Here is a 12,819-nt window from a genome sequence, read left to right on the forward strand (position 1 = left end):
AGAAATCTTAAGCCAGTTTCATCAAAAGATTTTCGTCAATCTTCTCTACTTTCACAATATTGTTTTTTGTCAAAGTTTTGGAAGCTTTATCCCATTTTTTACCGGATAACTGGCTTCTTTCTTTTACTTGAGCCAAAGCCATCGGTTCTTCCTGGGAATTAAGGATTTCAAGGATTACTTTTTCATCCTCTCCCAATTCAATCTGTGGTGCAGCTTTTTCCGGTCTCATCTGAGGGAAGAATAATACTTCCTGAATCGATGCATTATTGGTTAGGAACATAATCAATCTGTCCATTCCGATTCCTAATCCTGAAGTTGGCGGCATACCGTATTCCAATGCTCTCAGGAAGTCCTGATCGATGAACATTGCTTCATCATCTCCTCTTTCAGATAAAGCCATCTGTGCTTCAAAACGCTCTCTCTGATCAATAGGATCATTAAGCTCTGAATAAGCGTTGGCAATTTCTTTACCGCACACCATTAATTCAAAACGTTCTGTTAAACCTTCCTTGCTTCTGTGTTTCTTTGTTAATGGAGACATTTCAATCGGATAATCTGTAATGAAAGTCGGCTGAATGAAGTTTCCTTCACATTTCTCACCGAAGATCTCATCAATAAGTTTTCCTTTACCCATCGTCTCGTTCACTTCAATGCCGATAGACTTTGCGAAATCATATAATTCCTGCTCAGTTTTTCCTGTAATATCGAAACCTGTAAATTTCAGGATCGCTTCTGTCATAGAAACCCTTGGGTATGGAGCTTTGAAATCCACTTCATGTTCCCCAAAAGTAGCTTTTGTAGTTCCGTTTACCTGGATCGCACAGAATTCCAGTAATTTCTCAGTGAAATCCATCATCCAGTTATAATCTTTGTAAGCCACATAGATTTCCATAGCAGTAAATTCCGGGTTATGGGTTCTGTCCATCCCTTCGTTTCTGAAGTTTTTGGAGAACTCATATACTCCGTCAAAACCACCTACGATTAGTCTTTTCAGATATAATTCGTTGGCAATTCTTAAATATAATGGAATGTCTAATGCATTGTGGTGCGTGATAAACGGTTTTGCTGCTGCTCCACCTGGAATCGACTGCAGGATTGGGGTTTCCACTTCAAAATATCCTGCATCATTAAAGAAAGTTCTCATGGCATTGAACAATTTTGTTCTCTTCACAAAAATTTCTTTTACCTGTGGGTTTACCGTTAAATCTACATAACGCTGTCTGTATCTTAATTCAGGATCTGTAAAGCCATCGTGTACCACTCCGTTCTCGTCAGTTTTAGCCTGGGGAAGAGGACGTAAAGCCTTTGTAAGAAGCGTAAAGTTTTTCACTAAAACCGTCTTCTCTCCTACCTGAGTGGTAAACAATTCTCCTTCGATACCAATAATATCACCGATATCCAAAAGGTGCTTGTATACTTCATTGTATAGTTCTTTATCTTCACCCGGACAGATCTCGTCCCTGTTGAAATAAACCTGAATTTTTCCTTTAGAATCCTGCAATTCTGCGAAAGAAGCTTTCCCCTGAATTCTGCGGGACATCAATCTACCAGCGATCTTTACCTGTTTACTTTCAGAAAAATCCTGTTTTATAGATTCTGTCGTATCTGTAATTGTATACTCATCCGCAGGGAACGCATTAATCCCCATTTCAGTAAGCTTGTTCAGCTTTTCTCTTCTAATGATTTCTTGTTCTGATAATTGCATTTCTTATTTTTCTAAAAGCGTACAAATTTAGGCATTTTTGACTTGACCGTCAATGGCTTTTTTAAGAAATTTTAAAAAGTAGCAGAGATGCAGGGTGTTGAGGTCCGTGTTACGTGTTACCGGGCTAAGGGTGTGAGATTCGAGCCTGGATTATTGTGCTATTGGCTTCAGCCCTTAAACATTGAACTTTAAACCTTGAATTTTAAATAAACCAGTTTTTTCTGTCTTTTTGAGGAATAAATGTCCAGGCAAGTATTCTGCTTACTTTTTGTCCCTGGGCCATATCGATGGTTTTCACTTCTGCAGCTTTTACTTTCTTTAAAAGATTCGTCAGTTTATTGAGATTATCTTTTTTAGAAACCAGACATGTGAACCAAAGAACCTGCGATGAAAACAATGTACTTTCATTGATCATTTTAGTAATAAAAGCAAGTTCACCACCTTCACACCAAAGCTCAGACTGCTGACCGCTGAAGTTAAGAAGAGGTTGGGTTTTCTTCGATTGATGAAGGTTTTTTGTTTTCCTGATATTTCCTTTCATGGCAGACTCTTCAGAATCATGAAAAGGAGGATTGCACATTGTAAAGGTAAATCTGTCTTCCGGATTAATGATATTGACAAAGATATGGTCTGCATCAGGCTGACTTTTCAGCTGAATAACAGAAGCCAGATCCGGGTTCTGATCTAAAATATGCTGAGCATTTTTCAAAGAATCCTGATTGATATCCGTCCCCAGCATGGCCCAGCCATAAGATCTGTGACTGATTAAAGGATAGACAAGATTGGCGCCTGTTCCTATATCCAGACCTTTTACAGAATTTCCTGCCGGAATTTTGTCAAGCTGTTCGGCTAAGAGATCGGCAATATAATGGACATAGTCTGCTCTTCCCGGAATAGGCGGACAAAGATTGGTGTCCGGAATATCCCAGCCTTTAACATGATAAAAATGTAAGAGTAAGGCTTTGTTGAGCAGTTTCACTGCCTGTGGAATGCTGAAATTAATGGTTACCGTCTGATAAGCATTCACAAAAACATAATGTTTCAGTTCCGGCACACAAGAAATAAGCTGATCAAAATCATAGGGATTACGATGCAGGTTTCTTGTGTGCAGACTGGATTTTTCAGCGGACATATTTTATTTCTTCTGACTCAAAATATATTCCACCATTTTTTTGGCATCTTCTTTTGACACCTGTGGATGGGCAGCCATAGGCACACTTCCCCATACACCACTTCCGCCTTCTATAATTTTGGAAGCCAGCAATTCCGTATCCTTTTCAGAATACTTTCCTGCAATTTCCTGATAAGAAGGTCCTACCATTCTTTCATTCACAGCGTGGCATCCTGAGCAATCCAATGTTTCGATGATCTGATCACCGGAAAGATTGGATTTTGCCGGTTCTGAAACAGTAGCCGTTTCAGAAGAAGTTGCCACTTCTGCTGTATTTTCTTTTTTAGAACAGGAAAGGATCATAAGACCCATCACTCCTGCCAAAAGTATTTTTTTCATTATTTCTTCGCAGTAGAATCTGTTTTAGCAGCTTCAGGTGCAGGTGCAGCCGGAGTTGCAGCAGCTGGAGCGGTAGTTTTAGCAGTAGAATCTACAACTGTAGTTGCTTCCGGTTCTTCAAGCATTGTGTTGCTATCCTGTAAAGAGTGATCCGGCTTTTTTTGCAGCCTGTCAATAATAAACCTCCGATAAATGCGATTGCTAATACTTTTTTCATTTTTTTCTAATTTGGAAGCAAAAATATAAAAAATAAACTTTTAAACTTATGACAAATGTTTTCTTTAGGAAATATTTTTACGTCAGGATCTTAACCAAATGACAAAAAAATAATTCAAACATCAGAGAGTTTTAAATAAGTTGTTATTTTTGTATATCGGATGATTCAAACCAAAACTCAACTTATTAATTGAAAATGTATGATTAAAAAAAATGTATCAGGTACAACGTTCTTTGTTGTATTTTCTTCCCTCCTTCTGTCATGTGATAACTCCTCAAACGAGCCACAATCAGAATATTCTGATAAAATTGAATCGGTAACGCTTTTAAAAACAACAAAATCCTGGGACGGAACAACGTATCCGGCCTATCCTGCAAGCCAGCCGGAAATTTCGGTTCTTAAAATTGCCGTACCTCCCAATTCAGCCCTGAACTGGCACAAACATCCGGTCATTAATGCCGCGTATGTGGAAAAAGGCGAAATTCAGATTGAAAGAAAGAAGACGGCAAAACGCAATGGGTAAGAAAAGGTCAGGTACTTCCTGAAATGGTTAATACCGGCCACAGAGGCAAAACCGGAGAACAGGGAGCAACTTTGATTGTTTTCTACAGCGGAACACCAGACATTCCATTGTCTGAACCAGTACAGTAGAAAGTTCAAACGCCAGGTTCGCAAAGCCATTATGTTAAAACTCTGTTTTTCGTTATCAGGACTACTACTTTAGCTAATGACACTACATTTTGCTGAGTAAAAAGCCTTTAGGTTCTCTCTAAACATTTGCATTAATTATATCTTTGCGATCCCGGCGTTTAAATAATTATTATATTTAATGCATGGTTTTAATTTCAAAAATTCTGTTTTTCACCAGTCATCATGGTTTTTATACTGTGATTCTGCTGCTGGTGTTCTTTGGAGGGCTTTCCTACCTGACCAAAAAGCCTGGCTTTTAATTCCTATCATTCCTCTGGCGATATTGAACGGGTTCGGAGGACAGTTCCTAAATGCGTGGTTCTTGAATAAATACGGTGTTGAAAGCACTGCGATCATTACTGCTGATGTAGAGACCAATTCTACCCTGAATGACATGTATATTCACGATTATGAAGCTATTGTAAAGAAACAGGACGGAAAATACACCACTACTTTCTTCTCTACTACCAGTGCTGCAATTTATCCAATCCGAAATTCAATCAGAATTCCGGGTGACAAGGATATTCCCGTAAAATACATCCCGGGATATGAGAAAAACATTGTCATCCTTTATGACCAGTCCAGGGAAGGAAAAATTGTATTACAAAATGAAAAACTGGCTCCCGTTAATTCTGCAAAAATAAAATATGAGGCAGACAGAACGAATAAGGAATTCATTAAAGAATATATTAATGCGCTCGAAAATTATGTAAAAGACTATGATGATGAAAATTACAATAAGAAACTTGAAGAATTAAGGCAGGAACTCAAACAGCTTAAATAAAAGGTTTCAATGTTAAGTTTTTTTATTTTCAGAAATTTTTTAGTCCAGGTATAAAAAAATTTCTACATTTGTCCCATGTTTAAAATGAACAACAATATTTGGTGGTGGCTTTCAAACTCTTCGTCGGGTCTGAAGGTATTGTCATGTTGTTAATTACAGCAGAAATAATCAAAAAACAATATATAGGCTTTGACGGATACCGTTGAAGCCTTTTTTATTCTTTAACCTTACAAAAAACAAAAAGATGTTTACAGACACAATCAAAATAAAAACTGTTTCGAAAAAAATACTGGGAGACCTTCACACTCCCATGAATATTTACCTCAAGATCAGGGATAAATTCCGTGATACAATTCTTCTGGAAAGTTCAGATTCAAAAAGTATTGATAATAACTTTTCCTTTATTGCAGTGAATGCCATTGCCGGAATTGAAGTAAAAAACCTCAACGAATACGAAATTAAACTTCCTGCCTCTACTCCTGTAAAGCAATTTATTATGGAGCGGAATATCACAGATATTTTTGAAGATTTCCGCAATATTTTTAAATGTGAACCCACCAATGACGCAATAGAGCAGACAGCCCAGAGCCTTTTTGGGTATACAAGCTTTGAAGCGGTACAGTTTTTGAAAACATCAGCCTTAAAGCACAAAGCAAAGAAGTTGAAATTCCTGTCCTGAGATACAGATTATACCAATATGTGATTGCTATCAATCATTTCAATGATGAGATGTATCTTATCGAGAATTTTATTGATGGAGTAAAATCTGAGCTTCACCTGTTGGAAAATCTTATTAAAAATCAGAATACTCCTATTTATCCTTTCGAGAAAACAAGTGAGGAAACCTCCAATATTACAGATGAAGAATATATTGAACTGGTAAAAACAGCTCAGAAACACTGCATGCGCGGAGACGTTTTCCAATTGGTTCTGAGCAGACGATTTGAACAGAAATTCAAAGGAGATGAGTTCAATGTTTACCGGGCTTTGAGAAACATCAACCCTTCCCCTTACCTTTTTATTTTGATTACGGCAATTATAAATTATTCGGATCAAGTCCTGAAAGCCAGTTAATCATTAAAGATAATAAAGCCATCATCCATCCGATTGCCGGAACATCCAAAAGAACGGGAAATTTTGAAGCTGACCTTGAAGCCATTGAAGTCCTGAAAGCCGATCCTAAAGAAAACGCAGAACATACCATGCTGGTGGACCTGGCAAGAAATGATCTTGGAAAGCTAGGAAAAAATGTAACGGTGACCAAACTTAAAGAAATCCAGCTGTTCTCGCACGTTATTCATATGGTAAGTGAAGTGACTGCTGATGTTTCTGATGATATTAATCCTCTTGAAATGGTGTCTGCCACCTTTCCCCAGGGAACCCTCAGCGGTGCACCCAAACATAAAGCGCTTCAGCTGATCAATCAATATGAAAAAGATTCGCGCGGTTATTATGGCGGCTGTATAGGAATCATCGGACTGAACGGAACCTGCAACCAGGCCATTATGATCAGAACTTTCTTAAGTAAAAACAATACATTATTTTACCAAGCAGGTGCCGGACTGGTGGCAAAATCTGTCCCGGAAAATGAGCTGCAGGAAGTCAATAATAAACTGAATGCCCTTAAAAAAGCTGTGGAAAAAGCAGAAAAAATAGTTGAAAAATAAACCCACCAACTATCAACCAGCAACAAAAATAACCAGCAACAAAAATAACCAGCAACTATCTAACAAAAAAGCAATGAACAACACTATAAACTCTCAACAGCCGTCACTCAAAGTCCTCGTTTTCGATAACTATGACAGCTTCACATACAATCTGGTCCAGATCATCGAAAGAATTCTGAATCAAAAAGTGGATGTGGTAAGAAATGACGAAATCACTCTGAAAGAAATCGGAAAATATGACAAAATCATCCTTTCTCCCGGCCCCGGAATTCCCGAGGAAGCAGGTATTTTATTAGACCTTATCAAAGAATATGCTCCTACAAAAAGCATCTTTGGTGTATGTTTAGGCCAGCAGGCTATCGCGGAAGCTTTCGGAGGAAGCCTGATCAATCTGTCTGAAATCTTTCACGGAGTGGCTACCACGACTGAGCTGGTGAAAGAAAATACCAAACTTTTCAAAGATTTGCATTCTGGTCTGGAAGTGGGAAGATACCACAGCTGGGCAGTCAATACTGAAGGTTTCCCGGAAGAGCTGGAAATCACTGCTGTAGATAAAGACGGAATGATCATGGCTTTACAGCACAAAACGTATGATGTACATGCTGTACAGTTTCACCCTGAAAGCATTTTAACGCCCGAAGGTGAAATGATCATTAAAAACTTCCTACTGTCATGAAAGCTTTAGAAAATCCTTCAGCAACTATAAAAGCACCTCAAATGAAAGAAATACTGCAATACCTGTTTAATCATAATACGCTTTCAAAATCAGAAGCTAAGGCTACGATGATTGAGATTGCACAGAATAAATTCAACTCCGCAGAGGTTACTGCCTTCATCAGTGTTTTCCTGATGCGGAATATTACCCTGAAAGAACTGGAAGGCTTCAGAGAAGCTTTATTACAGATGGCCGTTCCTGTAGACATTGATTCCAGTGATGCCATTGATATTGTAGGAACGGGAGGTGATGGAAAAGATACGATCAACATCTCTACACTGGCCAGCTTTGTGGTAGCCGGAGCCGGTCAAAAGGTAACCAAACACGGAAATTACGGAGCTTCTACCACTACAGGCTCTTCCAATGTACTGGAAGAATTAGGCTATCAGTTCAAAAACAATTCGGAACAATTGAATGAGGATCTTGAAAGAGCCAACATCTGCTTCTTACACGCTCCTTATTTTCATCCCGCACTTCAATCTGTTGGATTATTGAGAAAATCTCTGGGATTAAGAACATTTTTTAACCTCCTGGGCCCGTTAGTGAATCCTGCAAAACCCAAATATTCAATGATTGGGGTGTACAATCTTGAAATTGCCAGAATTTATCAGTATCTTCTTCAAAAGGAAGAACGTGAATTTATTCTGGTCCACGGTCTGGACGGATATGATGAGATAAGCCTTACCGGCGACAGCAAAATCATCACGAAAAACGGTGAGGAAATCTATTCTGCTGAAGACTTAGGCTTCAATGCTGTAACGCTGGAAGATATTAAAGCAGGAAACTCCATTCAGGAAACCGCAAAAATATTTATGAATATCCTGGAAGGAAAGGGTACGGAACAACAGAACTCTGTGATTCTGGCCAATGCTTCAGTAGCGCTGTACAACACACACCGCTTCGGAACATATGATGAATGTCTTCTATTGGCTAACGAAAGTCTGCAAAGCGGAAAAGCATTGAAAAGTTTTAATCTTTTGATTAATTAAAATTCACCATTTACTAAATTCTAAACACAAAAATGACCATACTGGATAAAATTATCGAACGAAAAAAGGAAGAAGTTGCATCAGCTCAATCAAAAATGCATCTTGATCACCTAAAAGACAGTGCTCTTTTCAGGAGAAAAACAATTTCTCTGAAAGAATCTGTCAAAAATAAAAATGGGATCATCGCTGAGTTTAAAAGACAATCTCCTTCAAAAGGAATCATCAACAATACCGTGGAACCATTAGAAGTGATTTCAGCATACGAAAATTTTGGAGCCAGTGGAATTTCCATTCTTACCGACAGAGATTTTTTCGGAGGGGATTTAACGGACATTGTAAATGTAAGAGAACAGATTACAATTCCCATACTCCGTAAAGATTTCATGATTGATGAATATCAGTTTTATGAAGCTAAAAGCATCGGTGCTGATGTGGTTCTACTGATTGCATCTTGTCTTTCACCGGATCAGGTTCAGGAATTTACAGACCTGGCCCACGAACTGAAAATGGAGGTTTTGCTGGAAATTCATACCGAAGATGAACTGAAGCATTTTAATTCAAAAATTGATCTGGTAGGCATCAACAACAGGAACCTTAAAGATTTCAAAGTAGATCTGCAGCATTCCGTTCAGCTGAAAAATCAGCTTCCGAAAGGCATTTTGTCTGTTGCAGAAAGCGGTATTTACAGTCTGGAAGATTTCAGATTTTTAAAGGAAAAAGGATTTGACAGCTTTCTGATGGGCGAATATTTTATGAAAAATACAAATCCGGCCAAAGCGTTTGAAGAATTTGCTTCTCAAATTTTAAATAATAATTAACAATGAACCTGCAACCTCCGACCTTATACCAGCCACCTTTGCTCAAAGTCTGCGGACTCACAAAGCCGGATCAGATTCAGGAATTGATTTCTATGAATGTAGATTTCCTCGGTTTTATTTTCTATGAAAAATCACCGAGATATGTTTTGAATCGTCTGAGTACGGAAGAGATCTCAGCTATTGATCATCAGGGAAAAACTGGTGTTTTCGTTAATGAAAAAATGGATATCATTCTACAGATGGTACAAAAAGCAGGATTGAATTTTGTTCAGCTTCATGGCGATGAAAGTGATGATTTCATTGTTGAACTAAGACAAAAACTGAATCCGGCAGTTGGTATTATTAAAGTAATAAGGATCGGAAACAATGCAGCTGAAAATAAAATGAAAATAACGCAGGTTTTTCACTTTCAACGGACAACCTGCAATCTGCAACCTGTCACCTATTATCTTTTTGATACAGACAGCAAAGCCTTTGGCGGAACAGGAAAGCAATTCGACTGGAATATCCTGAATGAACTTGAGATTCCTCTACCCTACTTTTTAAGCGGTGGTATTTCAGAAGACAACATCGGGAATATTGAAATATTGAAGCATCAGCCTTTTGCATTGGATATCAATTCAAAATTTGAAACAGAGCCCGGACATAAAAATATTGACAGAATAAGAGAATTTAAAAGCCTGTATCAGCAGAATAATAATTAAAAAAACACAATGATGAATATACATTTGCTAAAAAAGACCTTTTACAAAACATTATTTCCCCCTAAATTCGGGAATGAAAAAATTCAGAACCTGTACCATTTTGTTGCGGAGAATGACAGTAACACAGAACATTGGGAAGCAGGCGGGTTATTGTCTGATTTCATCTGTATCATTAAAGATTTTGAAGAAGGAGATATCCAGTATTTTTGAAAGAATCAGCCTGTGGAACAGCTATTATCTGGTTATTATTTCGGATAAATTTTTAGAAAACCATGTCAGATCAGTGGTAAAGTATGACTTAGGATTAATTTATGCTAAAATATTTTTACTTTATGACGATTCTGACTCTTACTATCTGATTGATAATCTCGAAATTGCTATCACGATGTATCAGTCGAAAATAGACAAAGCAACCTTAATAGATTTAATGCACAAAATTGAGTTGTTATATTATAAAAAACTGATCACCAAACAACAATATGATTACCATCTTACATTTATTAATAGTTTAAACCCATGAAATATCAGATAAAAGAAACTCAGGATTTAAAGGAAAAGGAAATAGAACATATTTTGCAACTATGGGATATTTCTGCATGGAACGCCATGAAATCTGCCTATTTTATTTTTTTTAAAGATTCGGAATTTCATTTCCTGTTGGATACGGATGAAAATATACTGGCGGTTATGCGGGTGAATTTTGATTTTACCTTACAAATAGCAGGCAATGAATATTCCTTTGCTGAAGTGGTAGGACTTGTTTCCGCTCATAAAAAGAAAGGATATGGAGCAGCGTTAGTTCGTCATTTCAAAGAGAATGCTGTACAAAGAAATCTGGAGGCGATTGGTTTCTGCCATTCGGATCTTCGTCCTTTTTATGAAAAATGTGATATTGAAATACTTCATGACAAAGCCAAAATGATCAAAGAAAGTATCGGCTCGGAATGGGTGAATTCTGAAGATGATGATATTTTGATTTTTCACACCACACAGGAAAGAAAAGAACTGCTCAACCAGCTGAGCCCACAAAACAATGCTTATTTAATGACTAAAGAATAAAAAAATGAATTATAAAAACCCCGATGAAAACGGATATTATGGAGAGTTTGGAGGTGCTTTTATTCCCGAAATGCTCTATCCTAATGTAGAAGAGTTACAAAGAAACTATCTTGAAATTATAGAATCTGAAGATTTTCAGGCTGAGTATCAAGTTTGCTGAAAAACTATGTAGGACGTGCTACACCGCTATATTTTGCTAAAAATCTAAGCCAGAAATACAACACGCAGGTCTATCTGAAACGGGAAGACCTCAACCATACCGGAGCCCATAAAATCAATAATGCCCTGGGACAGGTTCTTCTGGCAAAACGTCTCGGAAAAACGAGAATTATTGCTGAAACCGGAGCCGGGCAGCATGGTGTTGCCACTGCTACAGCATGTGCTCTGTTGGGTTTACAATGCATCGTTTATATGGGAGAAATTGATATCCAGAGACAGGCCCCGAATGTGGCGAGAATGAAAATGCTGGGTGCAGAAGTTGTAGCAGCCACTTCAGGTTCAAAAACCCTGAAAGATGCTGTGAACGAAGCCCTGAGAGACTGGATCAACAATCCTGTAACGACTCATTATGTGATCGGAAGCGTGGTTGGCCCTCACCCGTTCCCGGATCTTGTGGCACGATTCCAGAGTATCATCTCAAAGGAAATCAGAGAACAGCTTAAAGAAAAGACCGGAAGAGAAAATCCTGATTATGTGATTGCCTGTGTAGGTGGCGGGAGTAATGCTGCCGGGACTTTCTATCATTTTGTAGAAGAAAAGGAAGTAAAAATTATCGCCGCTGAAGCCGGTGGTCTGGGTGTAGATTCAGGAAAGTCTGCTGCCACTACTTTTTTAGGAACGCTTGGTGTACTTCACGGAAGCAAAAGTCTTGTAATGCAGACGGAAGACGGACAGGTTATTGAGCCGCATTCAATTTCCGCAGGACTGGATTACCCTGGAATAGGACCTTTTCATGCGAATTTATTCAAAGAAAAAAGAGCTGAATTCTTTAGCATTAATGACGATGAAGCTTTGCAATGTGCTTTTGAGCTGACCAAACTGGAAGGAATTATCCCGGCATTGGAAAGCGCTCATGCCCTTGCTGTTCTGGACAAAAGAAATTTAATGAAAATGATATCGTTGTTATTTGTCTGAGTGGCCGTGGGGATAAGGATATGGAAACGTATCTGAAGAATTTGTAAAATGTCAGATGTAAAATGTACAATGTACTTTCTCACCTGAGTTTAATACTACTTTATACATTGTACTTCGTACATTATACTTTGTACATTATACTTTAATACAATAAAAAATGAAAAAACTGAATATATACTTCACAGCAGGAATTCCACAACTGGAAAATACCGCTGATATTATACAACTGATTCAGGATTCCGGAGCAGATATGATTGAAATCGGAATGCCTTATTCTGATCCTGTAGCAGACGGCCCTGTGATCCAGAAAGCTCACGAACAGGCTTTACAAAACGGAATGACCATTGAAAAACTGCTGTCACAATTAAAAGCCATCAAAGACAAAATCAGAATTCCTGTTATTCTGATGGGCTACATCAATCCGGTATTGAGTTTCGGATTTGAGAAATTTTGTGCGGCGTGTGCAGAAAGTGGCGTTTCAGGACTGATCCTCCCTGACCTCCCTCCTATTGAATTTGAGAAAAATTATCAGCAGATTTTAAAACAATACCATCTTAATTTCACCTTTCTTGTAACTCCGGAAACATCCGATGAAAGAATGATCTATCTGGATTCATTAAGTTCAGGATTTCTGTACGCAGTAAGTTCTTCTTCCACCACCGGAAATGAAAATGCAGTTGTAAAAAATGAAGATTATCTTTCCAGACTCGCTGCCCTTCCGCTTAAAAATCAGATAATGATCGGGTTCGGGATTAAATCGAAAGAAGATTTTGAAAATGTAACGGAAAAAGCAGATGGCGGTATTATCGGAACTGCCTTTGTCAATA

At 38.1% G+C, this 12,819-nt stretch carries 15 protein-coding genes and 2 pseudogenes; 13 read left to right on the forward strand and 4 right to left on the reverse strand.

What is annotated here, in order from left to right; all coding sequences use genetic code 11:
• Positions 1-7: 7 nt before the first annotated feature.
• The 4 genes from lysS to OWR28_RS21875 form a co-directional block, all read right to left on the reverse strand.
• Complete coding sequence (gene lysS / locus OWR28_RS21860; RefSeq protein ID WP_142725616.1) at positions 8-1,705, reverse strand: lysine--tRNA ligase; 1,698 nt, start codon at positions 1,703-1,705, stop codon at positions 8-10.
• A gap of 202 nt (positions 1,706-1,907) precedes the next feature.
• Positions 1,908-2,837 (reverse strand): 23S rRNA (adenine(1618)-N(6))-methyltransferase RlmF, encoded by a 930-nt coding sequence (rlmF, locus tag OWR28_RS21865; protein ID WP_332388509.1) that lies wholly within the window; start codon positions 2,835-2,837, stop codon positions 1,908-1,910.
• Positions 2,838-2,840: 3 nt separating this feature from the next.
• Positions 2,841-3,215, reverse strand: a complete 375-nt coding sequence (locus OWR28_RS21870; RefSeq protein ID WP_332388510.1) for a c-type cytochrome — start codon at positions 3,213-3,215, stop codon at positions 2,841-2,843.
• Complete coding sequence (locus OWR28_RS21875; protein ID WP_332388511.1) at positions 3,215-3,340, reverse strand: hypothetical protein; 126 nt, start codon at positions 3,338-3,340, stop codon at positions 3,215-3,217. The genes OWR28_RS21870 and OWR28_RS21875 overlap by 1 nt, the downstream gene beginning before the upstream one ends.
• A gap of 291 nt (positions 3,341-3,631) precedes the next feature.
• On the opposite strand from OWR28_RS21875, the gene OWR28_RS21880 reads away from it, so the two are divergent.
• The 13 genes and pseudogenes from OWR28_RS21880 to trpA form a co-directional block, all read left to right on the forward strand.
• Positions 3,632-3,955 carry a cupin domain-containing protein gene (locus tag OWR28_RS21880; protein WP_332388512.1) on the forward strand — a complete coding sequence of 108 codons (324 nt, stop codon included), beginning with the start codon at positions 3,632-3,634 and terminating at the stop codon, positions 3,953-3,955.
• 306 nt (positions 3,956-4,261) lie between these two features.
• Entirely contained in the window at positions 4,262-4,906 is a 645-nt protein-coding gene (locus tag OWR28_RS21885; RefSeq protein ID WP_332388513.1) for a hypothetical protein, read from the forward strand.
• A gap of 244 nt (positions 4,907-5,150) precedes the next feature.
• On the forward strand, positions 5,151-5,585 hold the full coding sequence (locus OWR28_RS21890) for a hypothetical protein (protein ID WP_332388514.1): 435 nt from the start codon (positions 5,151-5,153) through the stop codon (positions 5,583-5,585).
• Positions 5,582-6,573, forward strand: a pseudogene (locus tag OWR28_RS21895) (anthranilate synthase component I family protein). The gene OWR28_RS21890 and the pseudogene OWR28_RS21895 overlap by 4 nt, the downstream one beginning before the upstream one ends.
• Positions 6,574-6,646: 73 nt before the next feature.
• Positions 6,647-7,249, forward strand: coding sequence for an aminodeoxychorismate/anthranilate synthase component II (locus tag OWR28_RS21900; RefSeq protein ID WP_332388515.1), 603 nt, complete (start codon positions 6,647-6,649; stop codon positions 7,247-7,249).
• A gap of 41 nt (positions 7,250-7,290) precedes the next feature.
• On the forward strand, positions 7,291-8,277 hold the full coding sequence (gene trpD, locus OWR28_RS21905) for an anthranilate phosphoribosyltransferase (protein WP_332388525.1): 987 nt from the start codon (positions 7,291-7,293) through the stop codon (positions 8,275-8,277).
• 32 nt (positions 8,278-8,309) lie between these two features.
• Positions 8,310-9,095, forward strand: coding sequence for an indole-3-glycerol phosphate synthase TrpC (gene trpC, locus OWR28_RS21910; protein WP_332388516.1), 786 nt, complete (start codon positions 8,310-8,312; stop codon positions 9,093-9,095).
• A gap of 2 nt (positions 9,096-9,097) precedes the next feature.
• Positions 9,098-9,799 (forward strand): phosphoribosylanthranilate isomerase, encoded by a 702-nt coding sequence (locus OWR28_RS21915; protein ID WP_332388517.1) that lies wholly within the window; start codon positions 9,098-9,100, stop codon positions 9,797-9,799.
• Positions 9,800-9,808: 9 nt separating this feature from the next.
• Entirely contained in the window at positions 9,809-10,009 is a 201-nt protein-coding gene (locus OWR28_RS21920) for a hypothetical protein (RefSeq protein ID WP_332388518.1), read from the forward strand.
• Positions 9,981-10,319, forward strand: a complete 339-nt coding sequence (locus OWR28_RS21925; RefSeq protein WP_332388519.1) for a hypothetical protein — start codon at positions 9,981-9,983, stop codon at positions 10,317-10,319. The genes OWR28_RS21920 and OWR28_RS21925 overlap by 29 nt, the downstream gene beginning before the upstream one ends.
• The gene (locus OWR28_RS21930; protein WP_332388520.1) at positions 10,316-10,858 is read left to right on the forward strand and encodes a GNAT family N-acetyltransferase; all 543 of its coding nucleotides are present in this window, start codon (positions 10,316-10,318) and stop codon (positions 10,856-10,858) included. The genes OWR28_RS21925 and OWR28_RS21930 overlap by 4 nt, the downstream gene beginning before the upstream one ends.
• Before the next feature lie 4 nt (positions 10,859-10,862).
• Positions 10,863-12,039, forward strand: a pseudogene (trpB, locus tag OWR28_RS21935) (tryptophan synthase subunit beta).
• A 110-nt stretch (positions 12,040-12,149) separates the two neighbouring features.
• Positions 12,150-12,819, forward strand: a 670-nt coding sequence (gene trpA, locus OWR28_RS21940) for a tryptophan synthase subunit alpha (RefSeq protein WP_332388521.1), incomplete at its 3' end; no start/stop codon positions are given.

This window comes from Chryseobacterium sp. 1B4 (genome assembly GCF_036631475.1).
Lineage (GTDB): Bacteria > Bacteroidota > Bacteroidia > Flavobacteriales > Weeksellaceae > Chryseobacterium.

Excerpts from the sequence above, each read along its gene's own strand:
- OWR28_RS21915 (WP_332388517.1), top strand. The coding sequence starts at position 9,098 with ATGAACCTGCAACCTCCGACCTTATACCAGCCACCTTTGCTCAAAGTC.
- lysS (WP_142725616.1), bottom strand. The coding sequence starts at position 1,705 with ATGCAATTATCAGAACAAGAAATCATTAGAAGAGAAAAGCTGAACAAG.
- OWR28_RS21875 (WP_332388511.1), bottom strand. The coding sequence starts at position 3,340 with ATGCTTGAAGAACCGGAAGCAACTACAGTTGTAGATTCTACTGCTAAA.
- OWR28_RS21900 (WP_332388515.1), top strand. The coding sequence starts at position 6,647 with ATGAACAACACTATAAACTCTCAACAGCCGTCACTCAAAGTCCTCGTT.
- OWR28_RS21885 (WP_332388513.1), top strand. The coding sequence starts at position 4,262 with ATGCATGGTTTTAATTTCAAAAATTCTGTTTTTCACCAGTCATCATGG.
- OWR28_RS21890 (WP_332388514.1), top strand. The coding sequence starts at position 5,151 with ATGTTTACAGACACAATCAAAATAAAAACTGTTTCGAAAAAAATACTG.
- OWR28_RS21920 (WP_332388518.1), top strand. The coding sequence starts at position 9,809 with ATGATGAATATACATTTGCTAAAAAAGACCTTTTACAAAACATTATTT.
- rlmF (WP_332388509.1), bottom strand. The coding sequence starts at position 2,837 with ATGTCCGCTGAAAAATCCAGTCTGCACACAAGAAACCTGCATCGTAAT.
- OWR28_RS21880 (WP_332388512.1), top strand. The coding sequence starts at position 3,632 with ATGATTAAAAAAAATGTATCAGGTACAACGTTCTTTGTTGTATTTTCT.
- trpD (WP_332388525.1), top strand. The coding sequence starts at position 7,291 with ATGAAAGAAATACTGCAATACCTGTTTAATCATAATACGCTTTCAAAA.
- OWR28_RS21930 (WP_332388520.1), top strand. The coding sequence starts at position 10,316 with ATGAAATATCAGATAAAAGAAACTCAGGATTTAAAGGAAAAGGAAATA.
- OWR28_RS21870 (WP_332388510.1), bottom strand. The coding sequence starts at position 3,215 with ATGAAAAAAATACTTTTGGCAGGAGTGATGGGTCTTATGATCCTTTCC.
- trpC (WP_332388516.1), top strand. The coding sequence starts at position 8,310 with ATGACCATACTGGATAAAATTATCGAACGAAAAAAGGAAGAAGTTGCA.